This window comes from Pseudomonas hormoni (genome assembly GCF_018502625.1).
Classification (GTDB): Bacteria; Pseudomonadota; Gammaproteobacteria; order Pseudomonadales; family Pseudomonadaceae; genus Aquipseudomonas; species Aquipseudomonas hormoni.
The window spans coordinates 1,172,605-1,199,203 of the sequence record NZ_CP075566.1 but is presented as its reverse complement, the minus strand read 5'-3'; the positions used below and the strand labels follow the sequence as shown (position 1 = coordinate 1,199,203).

Sequence of the window (26,599 nt, the reverse complement as noted above, 5' to 3'; positions counted from 1 at the left end):
CCCACAACCGCTCTAGAACATGTCTGACCAATAAGTCGGAAACATGCGCTCAAACATCGGCTATCTCCTACCTCTATAGAGGCAATTGCCGAAAACAGTGCACATCCGTACACTGCGCCACCTTTTGTCCCGGCGGGGCCTGTAAATGCTGTTCGTGTTTCGTATGTTATTGATGGGCCTGCACTTTATCCTGGCAGGTGTGCTGGGGGTGATCCTGGGTCTGTTTCGGCCTTTCAATCCGGACAACAGCCGTTTATGCGCACGTCTGTATGCGTGGCCGGCGATGTGTATTTTGCGTTTGCGAGTGAAGGCAGAAGTCGGTCCGTTGATGGACAAGCCTGACAGCTGTGTGATCATCGCCAACCACCAGTCCAACTACGACCTGTTTGTGTTCGGCAACGTGGTACCCCGCCGCACCGTGTGCATCGGCAAGAAGAGCCTGAAGTGGGTGCCATTGTTCGGCCAGTTGTTCTGGCTGGCCGGCAATGTGTTGATCGACCGTGGCAATGCGCACAAGGCGCGTCAGTCCATGCTGACCACGACGCACACCTTGCAGCATGAAGACACTTCGATCTGGGTATTCCCGGAAGGCACGCGCAACCTCGGTGAAGAACTGTTGCCCTTCAAGAAAGGCGCGTTCCAGATGGCGATCGCGGCTGGCGTGCCGATCGTCCCGGTGTGTGTCAGCAGTTACGTCAAACACATGCGATTGAACCGCTGGCGCAGTGGGAAAATTCTCATCCGTTCACTGCCGGCGATTCCTACCGCCGGACTGAGCCTGGACGACATGCCCCTGCTGATCGCCCAGTGCCGCGAGCAGATGCGCGAGTGCATCGCCTCGATGGATCGGCAACTGCAAGCCGCGTGAAACGAAACCCGCCCTGTGCGGGTTTTCATTGCCTGTGAGCTTTTGCCTTCGAACTCTGCAGATTTCACTGACTCTCAAGCAGCAGACAAGGCTAAGCTGAACACTGCCTGCTACTGCCACCTGCTAAATAAGAAGTGAACCTGAATCATGGGTAGAGTTGTTGCTGCTGCGGTTTACAGCGCTGGTAAGAAAGTCACCAATATCCCCCTCGACGAAGGCGCTGCCTGGGCTGCCAAGCCTGGCCACTTTGTCTGGATCGGACTCGAAGAACCGAATGCCCAGGAGTTGTTTAATCTGCAACGCCAGTTCAACTTGCACGAACTGGCCATTGAAGACGCCCTGGAAAAACACAGTCGACCGAAGTTGGAAACCTTTGGTGACGCGCTATTTATCGTCACGTATTCGCCTATTCGCAATGAAGGCAAACTGGAGTTCATCGAGACTCATATCTTTGCCGGCAATGGTTACATCATCACCGCCCGGAACGGTCACTCGGCGTCCTACGCCCTTGTCCGACAGCGTTGTGAGGCGCGTCCGCTGTTGCTGGAGCACGGGGAAGATTTCGTACTCTATGCCATCCTCGACTTTGTGATTGAAAACTACCAGCCGGTGGGCGAAGCGATCCATGCCGAGATCGATGAGCTGGAACGCAACGTGCTGTGCAGCGCGCTGAATGAACATGACATCCAGAAGCTTCATGGCTTGCGCCGAGACGTATTGCGCCTGCGTCGTTATGCGGCGCCGATGGTAGAAATCGGTGAGGAATTGCAGAAGCTGAATTTTCCGTTTATCGACAAGAACATGCGCCCTTACTTTCGCGATGTGCAGATTCATGTGACACGGCAGATGGAAGACCTGACAACCCTGGCGGATATCGCCAGCCAGACGATTGAAGTCGGGGTGTTGCTGGAGGCGTCACGACAGAGCGTGGTGCAGCGCAAGTTTGCGGCATGGGCGGCGATTCTGGCGTTCCCGACGGCGGTGGCGGGGATTTACGGGATGAACTTCCAGAACATGCCGGAGTTGACCTGGCATTACGGGTATTTCGCGGTATTGGGGTTTATCGCGGTGGGGTGTGTGGGTTTGTGGGCGAGTTTCAAGAAGTCTGGGTGGCTTTGACAACCGATTGTGGCGAGGGAGCTTGCTCCCGCTGAACTGCGTAGCAGGCCCATTTTTTGGGGCCGCTTCGCTGCCCAGCGGGAGCAAGCTCCCTCGCCACAAAGTGATGTGCCAGCTTCTTAGACCGACTGCGTTTCTGGTTTATGCGCCACAAACCGCATCATCCACTCAGCAACGGTAGTGCCGTGATGTTCATGCTCAAGGCTGGCCATGCCTTTCGAATAAATCTGCTCGCCCAGCACTTCCTGACGAATATCCAGCAACGCCCGCGAATAATCGTGAATGAACTCCGGATGCCCCTGGAAGCACAGCACCTGATCGTTGATGTGGTACGCGGCAAACGGGCAGAATTCGCTGGAAGCGATGACCGTGGCGTTTTCCGGTAGCGACGTCACCTGGTCCTGGTGACTGATCAACAACGTCAGCTCTTCGCGCAACGGGCTCATCCATGGCGCCTTGGCCGCCAGTTTGTAGCTGTGCGTGCCGACGCCCCAGCCCTGGGTCGCGCGCTCGCTCTTGCCGCCCAGCAGCAACGCCAGCAACTGATGGCCGAAGCACACGCCCAGCAGTTTGTCGCCGCGTTCGTAACGGGTCAGCAGGTACGCCCGGAGGGTTTCGATCCATGGATCGGTGCCGAAGGAATCGGCCTTGCTGCCGGTGACGAGATAGGCATCAAAAACCTCCTCATTGGTCGGGTATTCGCCCTGCATCACGTTGTAGACGGTGAACTCGGCCGCGATGGGCTGCTGCGAAAACAGACGCTGGAACATCTGCCCGTAACCCTGATATTGATCGACCAGTTCCGGACGCAGGATGTCGGTTTCCAGAATGCAGATGCGTAACGACATAAAAAATACCTGACACGTGATGGGAATAATGCACACCTCAGAGCCTGCCTCGAAACAGGGTGACAAGGCAAGCCCCGGAGTGCGTCATCGGTCCCTTAGAACGCCTCCCCTCTGGCGGCTTTTTGCAACAGCAGCGCCGGTGGTGCGAACCGTTCGCCGTACTGTTCGGCGAGGTATTGCGCACGGGCGACGAAGTCCTTCACACCATACTGGTTAATGAATTGCAGCGCGCCACCGGTCCAGGCCGCAAAACCGATACCGAAGATCGACCCGACGTTGGCGTCCGCCGTCGAGGTCAGCACGCCCTCCTCCACACAGCGCACCGTCTCGATGGCTTGCACGAACAGCAGGCGATCACGCACATCCTTTGGCGAAATCTGTCCGTCGGCTTTCTCGAAGCGGGTTTTCAGCTCCGGCCACAAATGCTTCTGGCCTCCGACCGGGTACTCGTAGAAACCACCTCCAGCGGCTTTGCCCGGACGCTTGTATTCGTTGAGCAGCAAGTCAATCACGGCAAACGCCGGGTGCTCAATCAGCGCTTTCCCTTCTGCTTGCAGGTCTTTGGCGGTTTGCTGGCGGATATGGCTCATGAGGCTGAGGGAAACTTCGTCGGAGATCGCCAGAGGCCCGATCGGCATGCCGGCCTTGCGCGCTTCGGTCTCGATCATCGCTGCGCTCACGCCTTCGCCGAGCATGGCAATGCCTTCGTTGGTGAAAGTGCCGAACACCCGCGAAGTGAAGAAGCCGCGGCTGTCGTTGACCACAATCGGCGTTTTCTTGATTTGCAGGACGAAATCGAACCCGCGGGCCAGAGTTTCGTCGCTGGTGTGGGCGCCCTTGATGATTTCCACCAAGGGCATTTTTTCCACGGGGCTGAAGAAATGCAGGCCGATGAACTTGCTCTGATCCGGTACGGCGGTGGCGAGACCGCTGATTGGCAAGGTCGAGGTGTTGGAGGCGATCACCGCGTCAGAGCCAACGATGAGTTGCGCGGCTGAAGAGACTTTGGCTTTCAACTCGCGGTCTTCGAACACGGCTTCAATGATCAGGTCGCAACCGGCCAGATCGGCATCATTTTCAGTGGTTTTAATCCGCGCCAGCACTGCATCGCGCTGCTCGGCGCTCAACTGGCCGCGGGCAACTTTCTTGTCCAGCAACGCCGCCGAATGCGCCTTGCCTTTCTCCGCAGCCGCGAGGTTGATGTCCTTGAGCACCACTTCGATGCCCGCCGATGCGCTGACAAAAGCAATCCCGGCGCCCATCATCCCGGCGCCCAAGACACCCACGCGACGCGTCACATAAGGTGCAAACCCTTGAGGCCGCGAGCCGCCCGCATTGATCTCGTTGAGCTGAAACCAGAAGGTGCCGATCAGGTTTTTCGAGATCTGGTCGGTGGTCAGCTCGGTGAAGTAACGGGTTTCGATCAGGTGCGCGGTATCGAAATCCACCTGCGCGCCTTCAACTGCGGCGCAAAGGATTTTCTCCGGCGCAGGCAGGCAGCCCTGGGTTTTAGTGCGCAGGATCGACGGCGCAATCGCCAGCATCTGCGCGACTTTTGGATTCGATGGCGTACCGCCCGGTATCTGATAGCCCTTCACGTCCCAGCGCTGTACAGCCGCTGGATTGGCGATGATCCAGGCCCGCGCCTTGGCCAGCAGCTCTTCGCAATTCGCTGCCAGCTCATCGATCAAACCCGCCTGCAACGCTTGTTGCGGGCGGACCTTCTTGCCTTCAAGCAGATACGGCAAGGCTTTTTCCAGACCGAGCATGCGCACCATGCGCACCACCCCGCCGCCGCCCGGCAACAGGCCGAGGGTGACTTCCGGCAAGCCGAGCTGCACCGATGAATTGTCCAGCGCCACGCGGTGATGGCATGCCAGGCAGATTTCCCAGCCGCCGCCCAGCGCCGCGCCGTTGATCGCGGCGACCACCGGTTTACCCAGTGTTTCAAGGGTGCGTAATTGGCCCTTCAGCGTCAGCACCATGTCATAGAACACTTTGGCTTCAGGCTTGCCGACCTTGATCAGTTCATTCAGGTCGCCGCCGGCGAAGAAGGTTTTCTTGGCCGAGGTGATGATGACGCCGGCAATGCTTTCTTTTTCAGCCACCAAACGGGCAACGCAGGCAGCCATGGCCTCACGGTAGACCGCGTTCATGGTGTTGGCGCTCTGGCCCGGCATGTCGATGGTCAGGACGACGATCTGGTCCTGCCCTTTTTCGTAACGAATGGCTTCGGTCATGGCAGTTTTCCTAAAAATCGGGGGCTCAGAGGCGTTCGATGATGGTGGCAATGCCCATGCCGCCGCCGACACACAGCGTCGCCAGGCCATAGCGCAGGCGCCGGGTTTCCAGTTCATCGAGCAGCGTGCCGAGGATCGCGCAACCGGTGGCGCCCAGCGGATGTCCCATGGCAATGGAGCCGCCGTTGACGTTGACCTTGTCCGGGTCGATGGCCATGTCCTTGATGAATTTCAGCACGACAGAGGCAAACGCCTCGTTGACCTCGAACAGGTCGATGTCTTCGACCCGTAGCCCGGCCTTGGCCAGCGCCTTGCGCGTAGCCGGCGCCGGGCCGGTGAGCATGATGGTCGGGTCGGTACTGGTAACCGCCGTGGCGACGATCCGCGCCCGTGGCTGCAAACCGAGTGCACGGCCCTTGGCCTCGGAGCCGATCAACATCAGCGCCGCGCCATCGACGATTCCGGAACTGTTGCCCGGCGTGTGCACATGGTTGATTCGCTCGACGTGGCTGTAGACCCGCAGCGCGGTGGCGTCGAAGCCCATTTGCCCCATCATCTCGAAGCTCGGCTTGAGCTTGCCCAGGCCTTCGAGGGTGGAGTCGGCGCGGATGAATTCATCGTGATCGAGTAGCAGGATGCCGTTCTGATCCCGCACCGGCACCAGCGATTTACTGAACGAACCATCGACGCGAGCCCGCGCGGCTTTTTGCTGGGAGTGCAGCGCGTAGGCATCGACGTCCTGACGGCTGAAACCTTCAACGGTGGCGATCAGATCGGCGCCCACGCCTTGCGGTGTGAAATGGCTGTGCAGGTTGGTTTCCGGGTCCAGCGCCCAGGCACCGCCGTCACTGCCCATTGGCACCCGGGACATCGACTCGACGCCACCGACCACCACCAGCTCCTCAAAGCCGGAACGCACTTTCATCGCCCCGAGATTCACCGCCTCCAGCCCCGACGCGCAGAAGCGGTTGATCTGCACACCTGCCACGCTGACGTCCCAATCGGCCACTTGGGTCGCGGTTTTGGCGATGTCGGCGCCTTGATCGCCGACCGGCGTCACGCAGCCCAGCACCACGTCATCGACCTGGCTGGTGTCCAGAGAAGTGCGCTGCTGCAGCGCCCTGAGCAATCCGGCCACCAGGTTCACCGGTTTGACGCTGTGCAGGGCGCCATCAGCCTTGCCTTTGCCACGGGGCGTGCGTAACGCGTCGAAAATCAAAGCTTGGGTCATGACGTCCTCGAACCTGACGGTGAAAATACAGAGCCCTCACCTTATGCCGAGCCACCGCCGATTCAATGACCGCAATGCTCACGGACGTTGACGGACACGCTCAGACGGACGGTAGTGTGCTACCGGATTAACCGTTTCGGGACACCGAGATGTCTAGCAAAAGGGCGGCAAAGAAGCTGGCAATAGGCCTCATACCTTTTTAAAAGCAATAGGTACGCACTCCATACGAAATGGATCTAAACCACGAGTGACGCGGGCCCTAAGGTGAACATATGCGAAGTTGTCGTCGGGTTTTGCCGAGGCGCTCGCACTACAGGAAGTGCAACGCGCTGCCGTCATGGAGATATGCAGGCAGGCATCAGGAAATAACAAAAAAGGCGGTCAAGCCATGTTCAAACATTCGAAAGTACGTCAAGCCGGGCTCATTCTTTTCGCCACTACGCTGTTGTTGATTTTGCCGAACCTGACGAAGGTGATCGGCTAGTCGGTTATAAAAATACGGCGCCAAGGTTTTTTATCGCCTCATCAAAAATGTGACTGGCCCGCTACCCGGGCCAGCGTGGGTGTGCCAACCTTTGCGGCACTTCCACGACATGGACGGCGATCATTTGAAAACGCTCATTCTGCTCGGGGCCTTGCTGTTCGGCTCGCCCCTTTATGCCGCACAGCTGAACCTGGAGCTGGGCGCGAACAGTCGCACCTGGCAGACCGAGGAATTGCTCAAGCATCCTCAGTTACAGACCATCACGATTACCAACGACGTTTCCTATAAACGGGACATGAGCTATCGCGCCGTGCCCCTGGCGGCGTTATTGACCGGCATCAAGCCTGACGATCACCTCCAAGCCGTGGCGCTGGATGGTTTTGCCGCTGAACTGGCGGCCGCGCCGTTGCTCAATGCCAAGGGCGCGCGGGCCTGGCTGGCGATTGAAGACCCGGCCAGACCATGGCCAGCGTTGTCCGAGGGCAAGCACAGTGCAGGTCCCTTTTATCTGGTCTGGACCGATCCGCAGGCGGGCAACATCAGCCCCGAGCAATGGCCGTTCGAAGTGGCGAGTATCAAGCGCATGGCGCCGGTGGCCGAGCGCTTCCCTGCCCTGCTGCCTGATCCGGCGTTAAAGGCGAACGATCCGGTGAATAAGGGGTTTGCGCTGTTTCAAAAGAACTGCCTGGCGTGTCATCGACTCAATGGCGCCGGGGATGCGCAGTTCGGGCCGGATCTGAATATTCCGTTTAACCCGACCGAGTATTTTGGCGCGGACTTTTTGAAGCGCTATATCCGTGATCCGCAGAGTTTGCGGCAGTGGCCGCAGGCGAAGATGCCGGGGTTTTCTTCGCAGGTGTTGCCCGACGGCGATCTGGAGATGTTGGTGGGGTATTTGAAGCATATGGCTGGGCGCAAGCAGATGTCAGCCAACAAGTAGCAGATAGACTGTGGCGAGGGAGCCTGCTCCCGCTGGGCCGCGAAGCGGCCCTCAAATCAGGCGACGCGATCCGTCATGCAAACCGCTTTTATCAAATTTGCGACTGCTGCGCAGTCGAGCGGGAGCAAGCTCCCTCGCCACAAAAGCACCTTCTCCCAATAATTAATGATTACTGCTGCTGGACTGAAATCACAGGCATCGGTGTCGGCGACACAAACACCTTCGCATGCATCTGCTCACACCCGCCGCCGCGACGCATCCCGCGCACCGGGCAGGCATCCAGGTAATCCAGGCCCACCGCCAGCTTCAAATGGCGCTCCGGTCGCGCCAGTTCATTGGTCACGTCAAAGCTGTACCACGCGTCATCCAGCCAGGCTTCCGCCCACGCATGACTGGCCAGGTGCTCGCAGTTCTCGCTGTACAAATAGCCCGACACATAACGCGACGGAATGCCCAGGCTGCGGGCGCAGGCGAGGAACGCGTGCGTGTGGTCCTGGCACACGCCAGAACGCCCGGCAAAGGCTTGAGCCGCGCTGGTGTCGACTTCGGTGGAGCCCGGTGTGTAGGTCATGTGCTGGTTAAGGCCGTGCATCAAGTCGATCAAAGCCGTGCGATCCCGGCGTTTCTTGCATTCCTTTTCCGCGAAAGCGCGCAGGGCTTCGTCGGCTTCTGTCAGGCGCGTGAAACGCAGAAACGGCAGCGCCGACTGGCTCTCGTGCTCCGCTTCGCGAAGTTCGTCGATGTCGACCTGACCACGGGCCCCGATGATGATCGCTTCGTGCGGCTCGTCCATGGTCAGCACGTGCAGGATGTTGCCGAACGGATCGAGTTGCGCGCGCACCGGGCGAGGCAGGTCGAGTTGCCAGCTGAGCACGTGCTGGCGCTCGCTGTCGTGAGGGGTCAGTCGCAGGTACTGGATGCTCGCTCGCACCTGATCTTCGTAGTGATAGGTGGTCTCGTGGCTAATGGAAAGTCTCATGCCGCCTCCAGGTAGGAACTGTGTATGGCGTTACCCAACTGGCGCACCAGCGGGATGAACTCGGTCAGCCAGGCGTGCAGGCCTTCGTCGAGAATTTCGGTGATGCCGGTGTAGCGCAGGCGCGCGTCCATCTCGGCCGCCAGGCGTTGCGCGGGACGACCGTTGGCGCCTGGCAGTTGAGCGAGGATCTGGTCGATTTCTTCGGTGCACGCTCGCAGCGAACGCGGGACATCGGCGCGCAACAGCAGCAGTTCGGCCACATGCCGGGCACCGGGTGCATCGCGGTAGATTTCGGTGTAGGCCTCGAACGAAGACAACGCCCTCAATAAAGCACTCCACTGGTAATAGGCGTGGGCTGTGCCATCGCTGACCGCTTCGGCCTGATCTCCGGCCATTTCGTAGCGGGCGTCGAGCAGGCGCAGCGTGTTGTCGGCCCTTTCGATAAACGTGCCCAGTCGAATGAAACGGAACGCATCGTTACGCATGATGGTGCCGTAGGAGGCGCCGCGAAACAGGTGCGAACGTTCCTTGATCCACTCGCAGAAACGGCTCATGCCGTAGCGGCTCAAGCCCTGATCGGCGATCCCGCGAATTTCCAGCCAGGTGGCGTTGATGTTTTCCCACATGTCGGCGGTGATGCGCCCGCGCACTGCATGGGCGCTGGCCCGTGCGGCACCGAGGCAGCTGTAGATGCTCGCCGGGTTGGCCGCGTCGAGGGCAAAAAAATGCAACAGCCGTTCGGCATGCAGTTCTCCGTGGCGCTCCAGGTAGTCGTCCAGCGTGCCGGTGATCAACAAGGGCATCGCGAGTTCATGCAGACCGTCACCGCGACCATCCTGCGGCATCAGCGACAGCGAATAACTGATGTCGAGCATCCGTGCGAGGTTTTCCGCCCGCTCCAGGTAACGCGACATCCAATACAAATCCGAGGCAGTTCTACTTAACATGGCAGGCTTCCTTCAATCCTCGACCACCCAGGTGTCCTTGGTTCCGCCGCCCTGGGAGGAATTCACCACCAGGGAGCCTTCACGCAGGGCGACTCGGGTCAAACCGCCGGGTACGACCCGGGTTTCGCGGCCAGACAATACAAACGGACGCAGGTCGATGTGGCGTGGAGCGATGCCGTTTTCGACAAAGGTCGGACAGGTCGACAGGGACAACGTCGGTTGCGCGATGTACGCGTGGGGCTTGGCCTTGATGCGGGCGCGGAACGACTCGATTTCCGCCGCTGTCGCCGCCGGCCCTACCAGCATTCCGTAACCGCCTGAGCCCTGGGTTTCCTTGACCACCAGATCCGGAAGATTGGCCAGCACGTGGGACAGTTCAGAAGGATTGCGGCACTGGAACGTCGGAACGTTCTTCAGGATCGGTTCTTCATCGAGGTAGAAACGGATCATGTCCGTGACAAACGGATACACCGACTTGTCGTCCGCGACCCCGGTGCCGATGGCATTCGCCAGCACCACGTTGCCCGAGCGGTAGGACGACAGCAGCCCCGGCACGCCGAGCATCGAATCCGGATTGAACGCCAGCGGATCGAGGAACGCATCGTCGAGGCGACGGTAGATCACATCGACCGCTTTCGGCCCGTCCGTGGTGCGCATGAACACCTTGTCGTCACGCACGAACAGGTCCGCGCCTTCTACCAGTTCGACGCCCATTTCCCGCGCCAGGAATGCATGCTCGAAAAACGCACTGTTGAAGCGCCCCGGCGTCAGCACCACCACGCTCGGGTTATCGATCGGGCTGGAGCTTTTCAGGGTGTCGAGCAACAGGTTCGGATAGTGGTCGATCGGCGCGATGCGTTGGGCCGAGAACAGTTCGGGGAACAGCCGCATCATCATCTTGCGGTCTTCGAGCATGTAGCTCACGCCACTCGGTGTACGAAGGTTGTCTTCCAGCACGTAGTACGTGCCGTCGCCATCACGCACCAGATCGACGCCGGAGATGTGCGAATAGATATCCCGGTGCAAATCCAGGCCTTGCATCGCCAACTGGTATTGCTCGTTGGCCAGCACTTGCTCGGCCGGGATGATGCCGGCCTTGATGATGCGCTGCTCGTGATACAGGTCGGCGAGGAACATGTTCAACGCCTTGACCCGCTGGATGCAGCCACGTTCGACAATCCGCCATTCGCTGGCGGGGATGCTGCGCGGAATGGTGTCGAAGGGAATCAGGCGCTCTGTCCCCTGCTCGTCCCCGTAAAGCGTGAAAGTAATCCCGGCGCGATGAAACAACAGATCGGCCTCGCGTCGCCGTTGGGCCAGAAGCTCGTCAGGCGTCTCGGCCAGCCAACGGGCAAACTCCCGATAATGCGGGCGGACCTGGCCGCCGGCATCGTACATCTCATCAAAATAGGTGCGGATCATGCCGTACTCCTTGTCACCCGGACCTACAGGCCTTCGCAAGGCCCGTGCCATCGGCATAAACGCTTTGATATCAATCGGTTGGATATTCGTCGCGCATCCACCGCACCATACTTGTGCGGCAAATGCCCCAACCTGATCGCCCCCGCTTCATTGCGAAGCAATGCTTTCGCCTATCACCAGCATAGCCAGAGTTGATTTCACTGCCCGGGGGGTGACGCGGATAATCCGCACATTCGCTGTAAATGCTCACCGAACTTCCCTTTTAGCCGCCTTGCTCAGGCGGCTTTTTTTTGTTTCGGGATTTGTGCCCGGTGGTGTGGCAGGTGGTTCGGCGGCGATTGGGCCTTGAATTCTGCGCAAACTAAAACGGCCAACCCGAAGGTCAGCCGTTAGTGAATGTTGTCGCTGTTCATAAGTGTTATGCGAGTAGCCCTCGTACCTCCTGCTTGACGCCCCATCCTTCGATGATGCCGCCCAAAGGCTCGACCACTGCCTCGAAGTCCTGCTCAAAGTCGCCAATGCCGTCGTAGGTGGCGGACATCACTTTGCTCAGTTCCAGGGCCCATGCGCCGTCGTCGCGTACGCTGATCTGTGCATTCATGGATTCGCCGGAATAATGCCCTGCCGCCCTGCGTGCCCGCTCCTCGTCCGGGAAAATGGCGTAGAACTCGATCGGATGGAATCGTGAAAAGTCGAAACCGCCTTCTTTCATGCGGCGCAGCACCGAGCTGCTGATGTCTTCTTGATAGGCTGTGCTCATGAAACGTCCTCCTCAAACCGATGGATAGACTTTCCGTACTCCCGACGCCCGCAACCGAATGGTGCGGGCAATGCGGCAACCACGTTGCCGCCGGGAAACAAGCATGTAGCTGACAAGACCAGACCTTAGCGATCCAATCGCTGATCTCGCTTGCAGAGTAGCCTCAAGTAAGTGCCGCTGCCAAGGCCTGGTGTTTCATGAGTGTGCCAGAGGGTATATCAGACGGGAGTAATGCCGAGGATTTGTATGCTGTTCTGGGTCTTGAGGTTTTTGACGGTAGCGTCAGCAGTTCGCCCTTCCAGATCGTTCAGATCCAGTTCGGCGGCGACGGGGAAAAGACGCTCCTTGAGCATTTTCGCGGCGTGCTCGTTATCCGGGCACTCATCACACTCAAAGATTTCGTCGACTGTTTCGCCGTGATCATCCACGAAAGTGATCTTCCACTTTTGCATCAGTGCCTCCTCGAACAAACCCGCAAATGGGCTTTCAACTATCTGGACTTTTGCCCCGACTGATCGTTCAAACGGATTACCGCACGCAAGCATGAAAAAACACAGAACCTGTAGGAGCGAAGCTTGCTCGCGAAGGCGGTGCATCAGTCGACATGTGTATTGACTGACACTGCGCATTCGCGAGCAAGCTTCGCTCCTACAGGGTTATGCGTACTTCTTTAGTTTAGTCGTTGCTTGGCTTATTGATCGCTTGCAGGACGTATTGCGGCAAGGCAAACGCGCCAATGTGGATTTCCGGGTTGTAGTAGCGGGTGATGATGCCGCTGCCGGCGAAGCGCTGCTGCAGGGTTTCGCGGGACAGTTTGCGATAGGCGGTATTGGTCGCGCCCCAGGCAAATGTCATCGAACCGCCGATGTAGGTCGGCACGGCCGCCTGATAGAAGTGCCAGTCCGGGAACAGGCTGCGCAGGCGCCCGGCAGTGGTTTTGACTTCTTCGATCTGCATGAACGGCGTGCCGTTCTGGGTCACCAGGATACCGCCCTCGTTCAGGCAGCGACGGCAGGCCTGGTAGAAGTTTTCCGAGAACAGCACTTCGCCCGGACCGATCGGGTCGGTGGAGTCGGAAATGATCACGTCGAACTTTTCGGTGGTGGTGGCGACGAAGCGCATGCCGTCATCGATCACCAGGTTCAAGCGTGGATCATCGAACGCACCCTTGGAGTGGTTCGGCAGGAATTCCTTGCACATGTCGACCACAGTGCCGTCGATCTCGACCATGGTGATGTGCTCGACGCCACCGTGTTTGGCCACTTCACGCAGCATGCCGCCGTCGCCGCCACCGATGATCAACACGCGCTTGGCGCTGCCGTGCGCCAGGATCGGCACGTGGGTGAGCATCTCGTGGTAGATGAATTCGTCGGCTTCGGTGGTCTGAATCACACCGTCCAGCGCCATGACACGGCCCATGCGCGGGTTTTCGAAAATCACCAGGTGCTGGTGTTCGGTGCGCACTTCGTGCAGCAGTTTTTCCATGCGAAAACGCTGGCCGTAGCCTTCGTAGAGGGTTTCCAGGTACTCGCTGGTTGGGGTGTTGCTCATGGGAAGTGCTCCGATGAATGCGGGTGGCAACGGACGGTTACCCGCCCATGATGGCCAATCGATCTGCTCGATTGCCCGGGAAAGGCGCGCATTCTACGTCGCGGAAGATGACAGGTCGAACCTTCTGACGCACACATACCTGTAGGAGCGAGGCTTGCCCGCGAAGAACGATAACGCGGTCATGCAGTTGAACCGTGTCATCGTTCTTCGCGGGCAAGCCTTGCTCCTACAGGTTCGGGGTTGTTTTCGGGAAACGGGTCAGATTCGAACGTTACCCCGTGGCCCGGCGATGGCCCAGATGATCAGGCCCAGGACCGGTAGCAGCAGGATCAGCAGGACCCAGACGATTTTCATCCCGGTGTCGGCGCCACTTTTCAGCACGTTGATGATTGCCCAGATGTCCAGGGCAAGAATGATCAGGCCAACCAGGCCGTTGAACGTGGAACCCATGGTGTCGCTCCCTAAGAGTAATGTGCACTCTTAGGATAGTCGGCTGCAGCGGGGGTTCCGTTTTATTCCATCACACGTGGATCGCCACTTTCAGGGCTTCCAGGGAAGGTGCGGCCGCGATGCCGACCTCGGCGCACAACTCGAGCACACGCGGCATGTCGTTGCCATAGACCAGCACCACTTGCAGTTCGTCGTCGAGCAACTGGCTGAAGTTCATCAGCGTGTAACCGCCGTTTTCCTTGTTCATGCTGCCCATCTGCACCTGGATGCGATTGAGCGCGGTCAGGGCTTCGGTCTTGGCCAGTTGCTTGGGTTTGATGTTGAAATCCACGCCCGGACCGAACGACGCGACGATCTGCGCGAACAGGTCCATGTAGGTGTCGGCCTGGAACAGCACGGTTTCCGGCAGGCTGCCGACGACGACCCACTCGCCGAGCGGAATAGGAAAGGTGTCGTCGTAGTTGATGTCTGGATTGGCCGTCAGAAAAGCCTCTGGATCGGCGTAGGCCTGGGCCGCTTCGTCAGCGACTTTGAGGATTTCGTCTTCGCTCATGCACCCGGAGCTGATTTTGCTGATGAGTTCGACGAGTGCGTCTTTCATGGGGCGGAATCCTGTAGCGAGGGAATTTTTAAGGCGCGAAGGATAGCGCATTACGCCCCGCAATTCCTGCGCGGGAACGCGGTCGGGAATGTTGACGCATATCAAGATCCGGCGCCTCGGGCAGCGGCACAATGCTGGCACCTTGCCAATGCTGTTTCCGCTATCAGAGAAGACCTCCATGGGTGCCTGGCTTAGCAACATCTCGCTGAAATATAAATTCTGGGCGGTCAACGCTGTCGCCTTCGTCACGACCCTGTTGTTGGTGCTGTACGCCGTACAGCTCGAACAGCAGGCCCGCAGTCATGCGTCTCAAGCGTCCGCTCAGGCGCAGGCGCGATTGCTCAACGCCTGGCCTGCCGGGCAAGCGCTGCCCAAGGCCGATCACCTGCTGACGTTCAGTCGTGGGCAGGCGCCGTTGCTGAACGAGCAGCCCGTACTGGAATTGGCGGATGCCAGCGGCTGGGTCGAGATCAATTCGATGCCGCTGTTCGGCGACAACCCGCTGATGGGCGCGGAGGTGTTCACGCGCGCCGATGGTCAGCAGGTGGCGGTGATCGCTTATGGTCCGAGCCTGAGCCAGGTGTTCGGTGAGCGTTTCGCCAACTACGCGGTGGCGGTGTTCATCCTGATGCTGGCGATGCTCGGAGCGTCGCAATTGTTGATCCGTTTCCTGCTCAGCCAGCTCAACACCTTGAAAGACGTGATGCTCCACGTTGAGAAAACCGGCGACCTGTCAGCCCGTGTACCGCTGGCCTGCACCGACGAGGTCGGGCAGATGGCCGGCGCGTTCAACGCCATGCAGGCCGGTTATCAGCGGGTGGTCAACACTGTCGCCAGCACCGCCCGGCAACTGGACGTCGGCGCGGCGCGGCTGGCATCGAGTATGAATGAGGTGCGTCACGGCATGCTGGGCCAGCAAAGCGAAACCGACCAGGCTGCCACGGCGATCAACGAAATGACCGCCACCGTCTATCACATCGCCCAGCACGCCGGCGCCACCCGCGACCTCTCGCAAACCGCCGACGCCCTGGCCGGCAGCGGTCAGGAAGTGGTCAGTCGCGTGCAGAAGTCGATTGCAGGGTTGTCCACTGGCGTGCAGCAGACGGCCGAGATGATTCAGCGTCTGGCCGAGGACAGTCAGAAGATCAACGGCGTGGTCAATGTGATCCACAGCATCGCCGAGCAAACCAACCTGCTGGCGCTGAACGCTGCGATTGAAGCAGCCCGGGCCGGGGAAATGGGACGTGGCTTTGCGGTGGTCGCCGATGAAGTGCGCAACCTGGCCAAGCGTGTGCAGACCTCGACCGACGAGATCACCCTGATGGTCTCGGCGTTACAGGCCGGAACCCGGGACGCGGTGGACTTCATGCAGGAAAGCTCGTTCAAGGCCGACGATTGCGTGCAACAGGCTCAAGAGGCCGGGGCTGCGTTGGCTGAGATCACCAGTGCGGTGGCGCAGATGCGTGAAAGCAATACGCAGATCGCGGTGGCAGCCGAGCAGCAGAGCCAGGTGGCGGAAGAGATGAACCGGGCGGTGGTGAGCATTCGCGATGTGACCGAGAACACGGTGCAGCAGACGGTGGATTCGGCGACGACCAGTAATGAATTGGCGGCGTTGGCTGGGGAGTTGAGCAAGGCCATAGGGCAGTTGAAACTTTAAGGACCTCTTCGCGAGCAAGTCGAATCGTCGCACCGCCGCTCCCACATTTGAAATGCATTCCAATGTGGGAGCGAGCCTGCTCGCGATGGCGTCAGCTCAAGCAACATCAATTCCGGACATGGCCACCTATCACTCCGATAGCCATCCTTGATTCGCCGCGATCCCATGCCGCGCCTATTCTTCAATCATGTGTTCAACATGGATCGAGGATCAGCATCATGGGTAAACGTCACCCCAACCTTCCCGCCTGGCAATGGCGCGCGTACCCGGACAACCACCAGCACCCGGCGAATCTGGTACTGCACCTGATTGCCGTACCGCTGTTCATCGTGGCCTTTCTGCTGCTGGTGTGCGGGGTGTTCAGCCTGAGCTTTGCGAACTTCGCGATTGGCATCATCGGCCTGCTCGCAGCCTTGGGTCTGCAACGCCACGGTCACAGCCTGGAGGAGCAAGACTCCGAGCCGTTCAGTGATCGCAAAGATGCGGTATCGCGCCTGCTGGTCGAGCAGTTCCTGACCTTTCCGCGGTTTTTCCTCAGCGGCGGCTGGTGGCGCGCCTGGCGTGAGCGCCACCGTCGTCACTGATCAGGCAAATATCGTCACGGTCTGCCGGCTCATGGCGATCAACTGACCTTCCGCGTTCCACAGTTTCGCGGCCGCATGACCGTAGCCGTCAGCGGCATGTTCGATTTCAACGAGGTATTTGCACCAGTCCAGCGTGCTCAGTTCGAGCAACGGCTGGACGAATTCGATGGTCCAGGTCAGCGTGCTGCCCATCGCGACTTTATTCAGGTGCGGCAACAGCGCCGGTGGCCAGGCGTCGACCAGCGCCAGAATATGCGACTCAGTAACCGCTTCTTCCTTCACATCACCACGCAAGCGCACCCAGCCGCCCATCTCGCGGGATTTATTGCCGGTGAACGGCAGGCCGCCGACACTCCAGCGCATCGCCAGATGGCGCATGAATTCCGGGGTCATGCCTTTGACATACGGCAACTCCTGGCAATCGTCCCAGTGCTTCATTTCGGGGGCCGGCGTGGCTGTTACCGCCACTTCGGACGGTCGCGAGGCGCCGAAGCTGCCCTGGATCAACGTCACCACCTGCCCTTTCTGCAGCGCCCGGCCCAGCACCTGGCTGACCGCCTTGCCTTCGCGCAGGACATCGACTTCAAAACTGACCGGCACTTCGGGTTCTACGGGCCCGACAAAGGTGATCGCCAGCGAGCGCACGGGGCGATCCGCCGGCACCCGTGCGCGCATGGCTTCGTATTGCAAAGCCGCGACCAGGCCGCCGAAGCTGGCACGCCCCTGTGCCCATTCGGCCGGAATAGTCAGCTCCAGTGGCTGGCTGCGGACGGCATCGAGCAGATCGGAAAAGCGCATGAAAACCTCAAGGGCAGAAATGGAATGAAGAGATGTTAACCAGCCAGCGAGGATGGCACAGCGCTTATTCTGGCCAAAAGCACGGACAGATGGGCCGCGCTTGGTTTGAGCATGATTCCTTGGACAACACAAAACCCTGTGGGAGCGGGCTTGCCCGCGATAGCGGTCTGACAGTCGACATCAATGTTGACTGTTCTGGCCTCATCGCGGGCAAGCCCGCTCCCACAGGTTTTGTGTTGTCCACACTATGGATTTGTAGTGGTTTCAGGATTTGAAACAGGCGGCACTGAGTTTGTCGAGAACTCGGTCGGCACGGCCTTCGGCCTGGGCCATGGTGGTTTTCCACACGGCCACACAAGGTTGCAGATCCGCTTCCTGTTCGGCGCGGGCCAGCCATTGCCAGCAATCGTGCCAATCACCTAAAGCGGCCTGAGCCGATTTGAGCCTCGGCAAGGCCGGTTTCGGCAAACGGTCCAGTTCGGGGTAGGCCTCGATGCCATAACTCACACGCTTGATCAACAAGCGCAGTCGATGGCGATCATGAGCAGGATCGTGCAGCGCCTGATCGAGTTTCTTCCATTGCTTGGCCAAGCGTTTTTTGATGCGTTTGCGCAGTCCCTTGAGCAACCCCTGACGCTGGGACGCCCGCAAGAAACGCGGGAAGGCGTCGAAAATCATCAGCAACTGCGCCAGCTCGGAACTCGCCGCGACCGCAGGATAGGCTTCGGCCATCTGCGCCATGCGGCGCTGCGCTGCCTCGGGTTGATCGTGCTCGAGCAAATACGCCGCCAGCACTTCACGATCGCGCAACGGTGTGGTCAGGTCACCGACCCGGGACGCTGCCACTTCCAGTTGCTCGACCCCGGGCAAGCCACGCAACGGCCGCAGCAAACTGCGCAAACGGCGAACCGTGGTGCGCAGATCGTGCAACGCTTCCGGGTCGGTGCGGGCATGCAAACGTGCCTGACAGGACAGCAAACGGACTTCCAGGCCCAAAACATGGGCCACCAACCGATCAACCAAGGCAGACATCGTTTGCTCCCTGAATTGAATTACTGATGCCTACATCATGCCTCAACGGCCGGCGCGTGACTCACGAATATAGAAGCGCGCCTTCTCGGCTTTCTTGGTGCAGCCCTCGTAGGCTTCGAATTGTTGCTGGGTCTTTGCGCCGGTCAGCAGTGACAGGGCCTTGGAATAGCTGACATTCCCGGCGAACCCTTCGGCCTTGGCCAGATCCAGCTCCTGCCACGCGGCATCGATCTGGCTACCGCAGCTCTCGCGGTAAGCGGTTTTGCCGGCACAACCGGCGAGCGCCAGCGCAATCAAAGGCACACAGATCCAGGCTTTCATCACTCACACCTCAAAGATAGGTAAACAGTCGTGCAGGTAAGACGGTGCGGCGCGTGAAAAGTGCCTTGGCCCCGCCGCAAAACTATAGCGCTCGCGAGAATAACCAACTGCCGCCATGGAGTGTCGAAAAAACGACGCCTTGGCCTCGTCGAGCGACCTTAGCGATTGAAGCGCGACCCTCGATGGGTGCATTGTTGAACCTTGTCAGACGAGGGTGATTCATGAAAAAGCGTGTCGCACTGGTGTTGGGCTCAGGTGGGGCCCGGGGCTATGCCCATATCGGTGTCATTGAAGAGATCGAGCGGCGTGGCTACGACATCGCCTGCATCGCCGGTTGTTCGATGGGCGCGGTGGTCGGCGGGATCTACGCCGCCGGCAAACTGGAGGAATACCGCAACTGGATCGAGAGCCTGGATTACCTCGACGTGTTGCGTCTGGTGGATGTCAGTTTTCGACTGGGCGCGATTCGCGGGGAGAAGGTCTTCGGGCAGATCCGCAAGATCGTCGGCGAGATCAATATCGAAGACTTGCGCATCCCCTACACGGCGGTGGCCACCGACCTGACCAACCAGCAGGAAATCTGGTTTCAGGAAGGTTGCCTCCACCAGGCGATGCGCGCCTCGGCGGCCATCCCGAGCCTGTTCACGCCGGTGATGCAGGGCAATCGCATGCTGGTAGACGGCGGTATCCTCAACCCGTTGCCGATCGTGCCGGTGGTGTCGAGCCATTGCGACCTGATCATCGCGGTCAACCTCAACTCCACCAACCAGCGTCACTACCAATTACCGGTGATCCAGCGTCCGGCCGCGTTCAAGACCCGGTTCGACAGCCTGATCAGCTCGTTGGGTTCGAAGTTGCCGTTCCGCCGCAAACAGGCGGAACAATTGCTGCTGCTGGAAAAGGAAGCGTTGATGGCCGAGGCGGCCGAGATCAACCCCTGGGTCGAATCCGCCAAACCTGAAGCCCAACAACCGGCGGCCGCTCCGGAGCGCGAAGGCGCGCCGAAGTCCGCCACGGGTTCGTTCATCATCGACAACGTGGGGCCGGCGTCCTTGCTGGATTTGATCAACCAGAGTTTCGAGGTGATGCAGACGTCGTTGGCGCAGTACAAAATTGCCGGTTATCCACCGGATATCCTGATCAACGTGCCGAAGCGGGTATGCCGGTTTTTCGAGTTTTACAAGGCGCCGGAGTTGATCGCGCTGGGGCGGGAGATTGCGCGGGATACATTGGATCGGTATGAGACTGAGCGGGACTCCTGAGGTTTCTCGAGTGAATGTGAGGGCCCCATCGCGAGCAGGCTCGCTCCCACAATTGATCTTTGGTAGACACAAAATTTGTGGATCACCTAAATCCACTGTGGGAGCGAGCCTGCTCGCGATGGGGCCGGATCAGGCGACACAAAACCCTAAAGACCACCCTCACTCAAAAGCCGATACCCAACCCCCGCCTCGGTCACGATAAACCGCGGCTGCGTCGGATCATCCGCCAGCTTCTGACGCAAATGCCCGACCACAATCCGCAAATAATGACTGTCTTCGGTATGGGTCGGCCCCCAGATGTCCTTGAGCAATTGCTGCTGGGTGATCACCCGCCCCGGATGCCGCGCCAGTTGCGCCAGCACCGCGTATTCCTTGCGCGTCAACGCCACTTCGACACCGTCGAGCAGCACCCGGCGATAGGCCAGGTCCACCGTCAACGGACCGAACGCCAGCGCCGCTTGCTGCGCCTCACCCACCGGCGCCTGACGCAACAAGGCACGCACCCGCGCCAGAAATTCCTGAATGCCGAACGGCTTGGTCACGTAGTCATTCGCACCGCCATCCAGCGCTTCGACCTTCTGCCCTTCGCCGGCACGCACCGACAGCACCAGCACCGGCACCGTCGACCATTCACGAAACTCGCGCAGCACTTGCTGGCCGTCCATGTCCGGCAGACCGAGGTCGAGCACCAGCAGGTCCGGTTTGTTCAACGCGGCCTGTGCCAATCCCTCCGTGCCGGTGCCGGCCTCCAGCACTTTATAACCTTGGGAAGCGAGGCTGATGCGCAGGAATTTACGGATCTGGGGTTCGTCGTCGATGACCAAAATGGTCGCAGTCTGGCTCATGGTTTCCGGTCGTGGCATGGAGAAATCCAAAGGGTATCAGGCTTCACTGTCAGCGCTCATTTTCAACTCTCATTTTCAACGTCGGGTTGTTCCTGCAAGGGTAAGTGAAGGGTGATACAAGTGCCACGCCCTTCGATACCGTCGCCGACGCTGATCCGCCCGCCGTGTGCACCGACCATGCCCTGACAGATCGCCAGCCCCAGCCCCGTGCCCTGCCCGCCACGATCACCGCGCGCGGCGGTGTAGAACATGTCGAAAATCTTCGCCCGCTCATCGATGGGAATCCCCGGCCCTTCATCGCTCACCGAGAAAAACAGCTCGTTTTCATCCGCACCGGCGCGCAATTGCAAACGCCCATGAACCGGTGAGAACCGCGCGGCATTTTCCAGCACGTTGACCAGCGCCTGTTCGATCAGCGCAGCGTGAACGTACAGCAGCGGCAATTCGGGCGGCACGTCGGTGCTGACCTGCAACGGCGCCAGCACCGCGCGCAGGCGATTGAGCGAGCTGCCCACAATATCGGCCGGCGACACCCAGTCCCGCGCCAGCTTCAACGCGCCGTGACCGAGACGGGTCATGTCCAGCAGGTTTTGAATGTAGCGATCGAGGCGCTCGGCTTCATCGCGGGTGCCTTCGAGCAGTTCGCGGCGATCCTCCAGCGGGATCGCCTCGCCCAGCGCCAACAGGCTGTCGATGCTGCCGCGCATGGACGTCAGCGGCGTGCGCAAATCGTGGGACACCGACGCCAGCAAGGCGCTGCGCAGTTGCTCGGTTTCCCCGTGCAGCCGCGCCGCTTCCAGGTCTTCGGCCAGTTGCGCGCGAGCCAGGGCCTGGGCCAGCGGCTGACTCAGCGCGGTCAGCAGACGCCGACGCTGGCCGCTCAAGGTCTGACCCTCCTTGGCACAGACGCCAAGCAGCGCCAGCGGCCCGTCTTCCACGGACAACGGCCACCACCACCAACGCCCGAACGGCAGCGTGCCGGTGCCCGCGCCCGCCGGTTGATCGTGTTGCCAGGCCCAGTCGGCGGCCGCGCGTTCGGCTTCGGAAAACTCCAGCGGGCCACCGGTTTCGACTTTCCAGCCGCTCTGGCCATCGCGATTGAGCAGGCACAATTGCAGATCGCTCCAGCCCTCGAGGTGATGAGCAGCGGCCTTGATCACGGCCTGCCGGTCAGTGGCAGCCGTCAACTTGCGCGACAGGTCGAGCAGTTCGGTGGTTTCCTCCTGGGTGTCGCGCAAGGCCTGCAATTGCCGCCGCTGGCGTGCCGCGAGGTTGCCGGTGAGCGCCGCCATCAGCAGGAAGAACAGCAAGGTCAGCACGTCTTCTTCGCGCTGGATGCTGAAGGAAAAATTCGGCGGGATGAACAGAAAGTCATAGGTCAGAAACGACAGCGCCGCACAGGCCAGCGCCGGACCGAGACTGCTGCGCACCGCCACCAGCAACACGGCGGCGAGGAATACCAGCGAGATGTTCGGCAGCGGCAAGACACTCGCCACTGCCCAGGCCAGGGCACTGGCGAGCACGGTCGCGACCAGCGCCAGCGCATAGTCGAACCACACCAGCGACTGTACGGAGCGTTGTCGTGGCGGGTCCTGTTCGTGATCGCTGTCGATGACGTTGATTTCCAGCCCGCGCGCATGGCGCAGCAAACGCGCCGCCAAGCCGCCACCGAACAGCCGACGGCGCAATCGCTGCCGGGACTGGCCGACCAGCACCAGGCTGGCGCGTCGCTCAGTGGCGTGCTGAATCAGGGTTTTCGCCACCTCACCGGCCCGTAGCAACACCACTTCGCCACCGAGGCGTTCGGCCAGTTGCTGGGCATTTTGCAGACGCAGGCGTGATTGCTCATCACGCACGCTGCCGTTGTCCACATGCACCAGGCTCCACGGCAAATGACGGCGCTGGGCGACGCGGCTGGCGTGACGCACCAGACGCTCGGCCTGGGTATCGCCATCGACGCCGACCAGCAAGCGACCACGTACCGCCGGGGCTGCCTGGCCAAGTTGACGATAACCCTGGGCCAGGTCGTTATCGACCTGGGCAGCAGCGGTTTGCATCGCCAGTTCACGCAGGGCGGTGAGGTTTGTCTGGGAGAAGTACGCATCGATGGCCGCCCGCGCCTGCTCCGGCACATAGACCTTGCCGTCGCGCAGACGCTCAAGCAGCTCGCGTGGAGGCAAGTCGATCAACAGCAATTCGTAGGCTTCTTGCAGCACCCAGTCCGGCAGGGTTTCGCGGACCTGCACGCCGGTAATTCCGCGCACCTGATCATTGAGGCTCTCCAGGTGCTGAACGTTGACCGTGGTGTACACATCAATGCCGGCCGCGAGCAGTTCCTGAATGTCTTGCCAGCGTTTGGCGTGGCGACTGCCCGGTGCATTGGTGTGGGCCAGTTCGTCCACCAGCACCAGTTTCGGTTTGGCGGCGAGTACGCCGTCGAGGTCCATTTCTTCGAGGGTCACGCCGCGGTATTCCGAGCGCACCAGGGGTTGCTGCGGCAAGCCGCCGAGCAGCGCCTCGGTCTCGGCGCGACCATGGGTTTCGACGACACCGGCGATGAGTTTTACGCCTTGGCGAAGTTGGGTGTGGGCGGCGTGCAACATGGCGTAAGTCTTGCCGACACCGGGCGCGGCGCCGAGGAAAACCTTGAGCCGGCCACGGCCATCGCGGGGCAGGTCTGCTAACAGCGCGTCGGCGCGGCCGGAGTCACTCATGCTTGAAGTTCTCTTTTTTCAGGTGTTGATGTGGTGATTGTTCAGCCGCCATCGCTAGCAGGCTAGCTCCCACAGGGGAAGGCTGACTTCTTGTGGGAGCTAGCCTGATAGCGATTGAAGGCACCACCGATCTACAGTTTTTCCAGCGCCATATTCAGCGCCAACACATTCACCACCGGTGGTCCAACGAGCGGCTGCTCGATGTGCGCATCCAACAGATTCTGGAGCGTCGCCACCGGCAGATTCCGCGCCGCCGCAACTCGCGCCAGTTGATAGGCAATTGCAGCCGGAGGCAAGTGTGGATCGAGGCCGCTGCTAGAAGTGGTCACCAGCGCCAACGGCACCGGACCTTGCCCTGACACCAGCTGTTTGTTGGCATCGTCGATCACTCGAGTGGCCAGGGCCGGGTTACTTGGCGAGAGGTTACTGGCGCTGCTCGACACCGTGGCAAAAGCACCGGCGGATGGCCGTGGATGGAACCAGGCATCACCGGTGAAATCCTGGGCAATCAGCGAAGAGCCGCGAACCTTGCCATCGGCGTCGTGTACGAGGCTGCCGTTGGCTTGATCAGGGAATGCAACCTGGGCGACACCGGTGACTACCAAGGGGTAAGCGACGCCGGTGATCAGGGTCATCAAGACCAGCAGGCTCAGGGCCGGACGTATCATTGTGGACATTTCAAAATCCTCGAATCAGTGAGAGGCACACACATCACCTGTGGCGAGGGAGCTTGCTCCCGCTCGGCTGCGAAGCAGTCGTAAAACCGGCGACTGCGGTGTGCCTGAACAAATGCAGTGATTGGGGTGGGGCTGCTTCGCAGCCCAGCGGGAGCAAGCTCCCTCGCCACAAAAGCAGCCACCACCCGCCCATCAACAATCAAACCAGATGCAACGCCGTCAACAGCATGTCGATCGCCTTGATGCCCACGAACGGCACCAGAATCCCGCCCAATCCATAGATCAGCAGATTGCGACGCAGCAACGCCGCTGCACTCGCCGCCTGCACCCGCACGCCGCGCAAGGCCAGTGGAATCAGCACCACAATGATCAAGGCGTTGAACACGATCGCCGACAGAATCGCGCTCTGCGGACTGCTCAGCTTCATCACGTTGAGCACACCCAGTTGCGGGTAGATCGAGGCGAACAGCGCTGGCAGGATCGCGAAGTATTTGGCCACGTCGTTGGCGATGGAAAAGGTCGTCAGCGCACCGCGGGTCACCAGCAATTCCTTGCCGATCTGCACCACGTCCAGCAACTTGGTCGGATCGCTGTCGAGGTCGACCATGTTCGCCGCCTCGCGCGCTGCTTGCGTACCATCGTTCATCGCCATGCCGACGTCTGCCTGGGCCAGGGCCGGGGCGTCGTTGGCACCGTCGCCGCACATCGCGACCAGGCGACCGTCGTTCTGCTCGTGACGAATACGCGCCAGTTTTTTCTCCGGTGTGGCTTCGGCCAGCACGTCGTCGACGCCCGCTTCAGCCGCAATGGCTGCTGCGGTCAGCGGGTTGTCGCCGGTCACCATGACGGTGCGGATGCCCAGTTTGCGCAGCTCGGCAAAGCGTTCGCGGATGCCGGGCTTGACCACGTCCTTGAGGTGGATCGCACCGAGCAACTTACCGTCAGCGCAGACCAGCAACGGCGTACCGCCGCTCTGGGCAATCTTGTCGATTTCACGGGACAGAGTAGGTGCGAGATCAGCGCGTTTCAGGCCGACGAACGCCAGCAACGAATCCACTGCGCCCTTGCGATACACGCGACCTTGATAGTCAACACCGGACAAGCGGGTTTCAGCACTGAACGGCACCGCTGTCAGCACATCGGCGGATGGCTCTGGCTGAGGGTGAATCCCGCGCAAGTATTCGACGATGGACTTGCCTTCCGCCGTGTCGTCGGCCAGCGAGGCGAACAGCGCGCCTTCGGCCAGTTCCTTGGCGGTCACACCTGGCGCGGTATACACCGCGGTGCAGCGACGGTTACCGAAGGTGATGGTGCCGGTCTTGTCCAGCAACAGGACATGCACGTCCCCCGCCGCTTCCACGGCGCGGCCGGATTTGGCGATCACGTTCAGGCGCACCAGACGGTCCATGCCGGCGATACCGATGGCCGAGAGCAAACCGCCGATGGTGGTCGGAATCAGCGTGACCAATAACGCCACCAGGAACACCAGCGGCAGGCTGCCGTTGGCGAAGTGGGCGAACGGTTGCAGGGTCACGACCACAAGCAGGAAGATCAGGGTCAGGCCGATCAGCAGGATGTCGAGCGCCACTTCGTTCGGGGTTTTCTGGCGTTTGGCGCCTTCGACCAGGGCGATCATGCGGTCCAGCGTCGACTCACCGGGGTTGGCGGTAATGCGCACCAACAGCCAGTCGGAGACCAGGCGGGTGTTGCCGGTGACGGCCGAACGGTCGCCACCGGATTCGCGGATCACCGGCGCAGACTCACCGGTAATCGCCGCTTCGTTGACCGCCGCGATGCCCTCGATCACCTCGCCGTCGCCGGGGATCATTTCCCCGGCTTCGACGCGCACCACATCACCCTTGCGCAGGCTGGTGGCCGGCACCACTTGAAAGGCGCCGTTGCTGGTTTTGCGACGGGCGCTCAAGCCTTCGCTACCGGCTTTGAGGCTGTCGGCGCGAGCCTTGCCGCGACCTTCGGCCAGGGCTTCGGCAAAGTTGGCGAAGAGCACGGTGAACCACAGCCACAGCGCGATTTGCGCAGCGACAAACGTCGGCACGGCGTTGTCGGGAATGAAGCACAGCACGGTGGTCAGGACGGCGGTCAGTTCGACCACCAGCATCACCGGCGCACGCTGCAATTGCCGTGGGTCGAGCTTGACGAAGGCTTGCACCAGCGCCGGCCGCCACAGGGCCGAGATCGCGGTTTTCGGTTGTTCCGGCGCCTTGACGGTGGCGGCTTTATTTACGGGCATATTCATCATCTAGTC

24 protein-coding genes are annotated in these 26,599 nt (G+C 60.4%); 6 read left to right on the top strand and 18 right to left on the bottom strand.

Annotated features, from left to right (window positions below):
• Positions 1–145: 145 nt before the first annotated feature.
• Together KJF94_RS05565 and KJF94_RS05560 are read left to right on the top strand one after the other, a co-directional pair.
• Positions 146–868, top strand: coding sequence for a 1-acylglycerol-3-phosphate O-acyltransferase (locus KJF94_RS05565; protein ID WP_214381768.1), 723 nt, complete (start codon positions 146–148; stop codon positions 866–868).
• 147 nt (positions 869–1,015) lie between these two features.
• Positions 1,016–1,987 carry a magnesium and cobalt transport protein CorA gene (locus KJF94_RS05560; protein ID WP_214381766.1) on the top strand — a complete coding sequence of 324 codons (972 nt, stop codon included), beginning with the start codon at positions 1,016–1,018 and terminating at the stop codon, positions 1,985–1,987.
• A gap of 119 nt (positions 1,988–2,106) precedes the next feature.
• Here the strand turns inward: KJF94_RS05560 and KJF94_RS05555 are convergent, their stop codons facing one another.
• From KJF94_RS05555 to KJF94_RS05545, 3 genes are all read right to left on the bottom strand, one after another.
• A complete protein-coding gene (locus tag KJF94_RS05555; RefSeq protein WP_214381764.1) occupies positions 2,107–2,835 on the bottom strand; it encodes an amidotransferase in 729 nt (242 codons plus the stop codon).
• 95 nt (positions 2,836–2,930) lie between these two features.
• Positions 2,931–5,075 carry a 3-hydroxyacyl-CoA dehydrogenase NAD-binding domain-containing protein gene (locus KJF94_RS05550; protein WP_214381762.1) on the bottom strand — a complete coding sequence of 715 codons (2,145 nt, stop codon included), beginning with the start codon at positions 5,073–5,075 and terminating at the stop codon, positions 2,931–2,933.
• 25 nt (positions 5,076–5,100) lie between these two features.
• Positions 5,101–6,306 carry an acetyl-CoA C-acetyltransferase gene (locus tag KJF94_RS05545; protein WP_214381760.1) on the bottom strand — a complete coding sequence of 402 codons (1,206 nt, stop codon included), beginning with the start codon at positions 6,304–6,306 and terminating at the stop codon, positions 5,101–5,103.
• Positions 6,307–6,899: 593 nt separating this feature from the next.
• Here KJF94_RS05545 and KJF94_RS05540 point away from each other — a divergent pair.
• Positions 6,900–7,730: a c-type cytochrome gene (locus tag KJF94_RS05540; protein ID WP_214384732.1), complete on the top strand. Its 831-nt coding sequence runs from the start codon at positions 6,900–6,902 to the stop codon at positions 7,728–7,730.
• Between the two features lie 169 nt (positions 7,731–7,899).
• On the opposite strand, the gene KJF94_RS05535 is transcribed toward KJF94_RS05540, so the two are convergent.
• The 8 genes from KJF94_RS05535 to KJF94_RS05500 all read right to left on the bottom strand — a co-directional run bounded on the left by KJF94_RS05535 (position 7,900) and on the right by KJF94_RS05500 (position 14,440).
• Entirely contained in the window at positions 7,900–8,709 is an 810-nt protein-coding gene (locus KJF94_RS05535) for a transglutaminase family protein (RefSeq protein WP_214381759.1), read from the bottom strand.
• Positions 8,706–9,656, bottom strand: coding sequence for an alpha-E domain-containing protein (locus tag KJF94_RS05530; RefSeq protein ID WP_008148807.1), 951 nt, complete (start codon positions 9,654–9,656; stop codon positions 8,706–8,708). The genes KJF94_RS05535 and KJF94_RS05530 overlap by 4 nt, the downstream gene beginning before the upstream one ends.
• Positions 9,657–9,668: 12 nt before the next feature.
• Positions 9,669–11,078, bottom strand: coding sequence for a circularly permuted type 2 ATP-grasp protein (locus KJF94_RS05525; protein ID WP_017337349.1), 1,410 nt, complete (start codon positions 11,076–11,078; stop codon positions 9,669–9,671).
• 418 nt (positions 11,079–11,496) lie between these two features.
• Positions 11,497–11,838 (bottom strand): ribonuclease E inhibitor RraB, encoded by a 342-nt coding sequence (locus tag KJF94_RS05520; protein ID WP_017337348.1) that lies wholly within the window; start codon positions 11,836–11,838, stop codon positions 11,497–11,499.
• Positions 11,839–12,056: 218 nt separating this feature from the next.
• Positions 12,057–12,290 carry a hypothetical protein gene (locus KJF94_RS05515; RefSeq protein WP_214381758.1) on the bottom strand — a complete coding sequence of 78 codons (234 nt, stop codon included), beginning with the start codon at positions 12,288–12,290 and terminating at the stop codon, positions 12,057–12,059.
• 223 nt (positions 12,291–12,513) lie between these two features.
• Positions 12,514–13,389 carry a polyamine aminopropyltransferase gene (gene speE, locus KJF94_RS05510; RefSeq protein ID WP_214381757.1) on the bottom strand — a complete coding sequence of 292 codons (876 nt, stop codon included), beginning with the start codon at positions 13,387–13,389 and terminating at the stop codon, positions 12,514–12,516.
• 258 nt (positions 13,390–13,647) lie between these two features.
• Positions 13,648–13,839: a PLDc N-terminal domain-containing protein gene (locus tag KJF94_RS05505; RefSeq protein WP_017337345.1), complete on the bottom strand. Its 192-nt coding sequence runs from the start codon at positions 13,837–13,839 to the stop codon at positions 13,648–13,650.
• Positions 13,840–13,909: 70 nt separating this feature from the next.
• Complete coding sequence (locus KJF94_RS05500; RefSeq protein WP_214381756.1) at positions 13,910–14,440, bottom strand: hypothetical protein; 531 nt, start codon at positions 14,438–14,440, stop codon at positions 13,910–13,912.
• Between the two features lie 178 nt (positions 14,441–14,618).
• Between KJF94_RS05500 and KJF94_RS05495 the strand changes: the two genes are divergently transcribed.
• A complete protein-coding gene (locus KJF94_RS05495) occupies positions 14,619–16,100 on the top strand; it encodes a methyl-accepting chemotaxis protein (protein ID WP_214381755.1) in 1,482 nt (493 codons plus the stop codon).
• A gap of 218 nt (positions 16,101–16,318) precedes the next feature.
• The gene (locus tag KJF94_RS05490) at positions 16,319–16,684 is read left to right on the top strand and encodes an Mpo1-like protein (protein WP_214381754.1); all 366 of its coding nucleotides are present in this window, start codon (positions 16,319–16,321) and stop codon (positions 16,682–16,684) included.
• On the opposite strand, the gene KJF94_RS05485 is transcribed toward KJF94_RS05490, so the two are convergent.
• The 3 genes from KJF94_RS05485 to KJF94_RS05475 all read right to left on the bottom strand — a co-directional run bounded on the left by KJF94_RS05485 (position 16,685) and on the right by KJF94_RS05475 (position 18,835).
• Positions 16,685–17,482: an acyl-CoA thioesterase gene (locus KJF94_RS05485; RefSeq protein WP_214381752.1), complete on the bottom strand. Its 798-nt coding sequence runs from the start codon at positions 17,480–17,482 to the stop codon at positions 16,685–16,687. It abuts the gene before it with no gap.
• 264 nt (positions 17,483–17,746) lie between these two features.
• Positions 17,747–18,514 carry a CHAD domain-containing protein gene (locus tag KJF94_RS05480; RefSeq protein WP_214381750.1) on the bottom strand — a complete coding sequence of 256 codons (768 nt, stop codon included), beginning with the start codon at positions 18,512–18,514 and terminating at the stop codon, positions 17,747–17,749.
• A 42-nt stretch (positions 18,515–18,556) separates the two neighbouring features.
• A complete protein-coding gene (locus tag KJF94_RS05475) occupies positions 18,557–18,835 on the bottom strand; it encodes a hypothetical protein (protein ID WP_214381748.1) in 279 nt (92 codons plus the stop codon).
• A gap of 221 nt (positions 18,836–19,056) precedes the next feature.
• Between KJF94_RS05475 and KJF94_RS05470 the strand changes: the two genes are divergently transcribed.
• A complete protein-coding gene (locus KJF94_RS05470) occupies positions 19,057–20,097 on the top strand; it encodes a patatin-like phospholipase family protein (protein WP_214381746.1) in 1,041 nt (346 codons plus the stop codon).
• Positions 20,098–20,243: 146 nt separating this feature from the next.
• Here the strand turns inward: KJF94_RS05470 and KJF94_RS05465 are convergent, their stop codons facing one another.
• The 4 genes from KJF94_RS05465 to kdpB all read right to left on the bottom strand — a co-directional run bounded on the left by KJF94_RS05465 (position 20,244) and on the right by kdpB (position 26,590).
• Entirely contained in the window at positions 20,244–20,942 is a 699-nt protein-coding gene (locus KJF94_RS05465; protein WP_214384730.1) for a response regulator, read from the bottom strand.
• Positions 20,943–21,004: 62 nt separating this feature from the next.
• Positions 21,005–23,656 (bottom strand): sensor histidine kinase, encoded by a 2,652-nt coding sequence (locus KJF94_RS05460; RefSeq protein WP_214381744.1) that lies wholly within the window; start codon positions 23,654–23,656, stop codon positions 21,005–21,007.
• 131 nt (positions 23,657–23,787) lie between these two features.
• A complete protein-coding gene (kdpC, locus tag KJF94_RS05455) occupies positions 23,788–24,333 on the bottom strand; it encodes a potassium-transporting ATPase subunit KdpC (protein WP_214381742.1) in 546 nt (181 codons plus the stop codon).
• A 199-nt stretch (positions 24,334–24,532) separates the two neighbouring features.
• On the bottom strand, positions 24,533–26,590 hold the full coding sequence (gene kdpB / locus KJF94_RS05450; RefSeq protein WP_214381740.1) for a potassium-transporting ATPase subunit KdpB: 2,058 nt from the start codon (positions 26,588–26,590) through the stop codon (positions 24,533–24,535).
• Between the last annotated feature and the right edge of the window lie 9 nt (positions 26,591–26,599).

Excerpts from the sequence above, each read along its gene's own strand:
- KJF94_RS05565 (WP_214381768.1), top strand. The coding sequence starts at position 146 with ATGCTGTTCGTGTTTCGTATGTTATTGATGGGCCTGCACTTTATCCTG.
- kdpB (WP_214381740.1), bottom strand. The coding sequence starts at position 26,590 with ATGAATATGCCCGTAAATAAAGCCGCCACCGTCAAGGCGCCGGAACAA.
- KJF94_RS05520 (WP_017337348.1), bottom strand. The coding sequence starts at position 11,838 with ATGAGCACAGCCTATCAAGAAGACATCAGCAGCTCGGTGCTGCGCCGC.
- KJF94_RS05490 (WP_214381754.1), top strand. The coding sequence starts at position 16,319 with ATGGGTAAACGTCACCCCAACCTTCCCGCCTGGCAATGGCGCGCGTAC.
- speE (WP_214381757.1), bottom strand. The coding sequence starts at position 13,389 with ATGAGCAACACCCCAACCAGCGAGTACCTGGAAACCCTCTACGAAGGC.
- kdpC (WP_214381742.1), bottom strand. The coding sequence starts at position 24,333 with ATGTCCACAATGATACGTCCGGCCCTGAGCCTGCTGGTCTTGATGACC.
- KJF94_RS05530 (WP_008148807.1), bottom strand. The coding sequence starts at position 9,656 with ATGTTAAGTAGAACTGCCTCGGATTTGTATTGGATGTCGCGTTACCTG.
- KJF94_RS05525 (WP_017337349.1), bottom strand. The coding sequence starts at position 11,078 with ATGATCCGCACCTATTTTGATGAGATGTACGATGCCGGCGGCCAGGTC.
- KJF94_RS05465 (WP_214384730.1), bottom strand. The coding sequence starts at position 20,942 with ATGAGCCAGACTGCGACCATTTTGGTCATCGACGACGAACCCCAGATC.
- KJF94_RS05545 (WP_214381760.1), bottom strand. The coding sequence starts at position 6,306 with ATGACCCAAGCTTTGATTTTCGACGCGTTACGCACGCCCCGTGGCAAA.
- KJF94_RS05460 (WP_214381744.1), bottom strand. The coding sequence starts at position 23,656 with ATGAGTGACTCCGGCCGCGCCGACGCGCTGTTAGCAGACCTGCCCCGC.
- KJF94_RS05485 (WP_214381752.1), bottom strand. The coding sequence starts at position 17,482 with ATGCGCTTTTCCGATCTGCTCGATGCCGTCCGCAGCCAGCCACTGGAG.
- KJF94_RS05495 (WP_214381755.1), top strand. The coding sequence starts at position 14,619 with ATGGGTGCCTGGCTTAGCAACATCTCGCTGAAATATAAATTCTGGGCG.
- KJF94_RS05515 (WP_214381758.1), bottom strand. The coding sequence starts at position 12,290 with ATGCAAAAGTGGAAGATCACTTTCGTGGATGATCACGGCGAAACAGTC.
- KJF94_RS05505 (WP_017337345.1), bottom strand. The coding sequence starts at position 13,839 with ATGGGTTCCACGTTCAACGGCCTGGTTGGCCTGATCATTCTTGCCCTG.
- KJF94_RS05555 (WP_214381764.1), bottom strand. The coding sequence starts at position 2,835 with ATGTCGTTACGCATCTGCATTCTGGAAACCGACATCCTGCGTCCGGAA.
- KJF94_RS05535 (WP_214381759.1), bottom strand. The coding sequence starts at position 8,709 with ATGAGACTTTCCATTAGCCACGAGACCACCTATCACTACGAAGATCAG.
- KJF94_RS05500 (WP_214381756.1), bottom strand. The coding sequence starts at position 14,440 with ATGAAAGACGCACTCGTCGAACTCATCAGCAAAATCAGCTCCGGGTGC.
- KJF94_RS05475 (WP_214381748.1), bottom strand. The coding sequence starts at position 18,835 with ATGAAAGCCTGGATCTGTGTGCCTTTGATTGCGCTGGCGCTCGCCGGT.
- KJF94_RS05480 (WP_214381750.1), bottom strand. The coding sequence starts at position 18,514 with ATGTCTGCCTTGGTTGATCGGTTGGTGGCCCATGTTTTGGGCCTGGAA.
- KJF94_RS05470 (WP_214381746.1), top strand. The coding sequence starts at position 19,057 with ATGAAAAAGCGTGTCGCACTGGTGTTGGGCTCAGGTGGGGCCCGGGGC.
- KJF94_RS05540 (WP_214384732.1), top strand. The coding sequence starts at position 6,900 with ATGGACGGCGATCATTTGAAAACGCTCATTCTGCTCGGGGCCTTGCTG.
- KJF94_RS05550 (WP_214381762.1), bottom strand. The coding sequence starts at position 5,075 with ATGACCGAAGCCATTCGTTACGAAAAAGGGCAGGACCAGATCGTCGTC.
- KJF94_RS05560 (WP_214381766.1), top strand. The coding sequence starts at position 1,016 with ATGGGTAGAGTTGTTGCTGCTGCGGTTTACAGCGCTGGTAAGAAAGTC.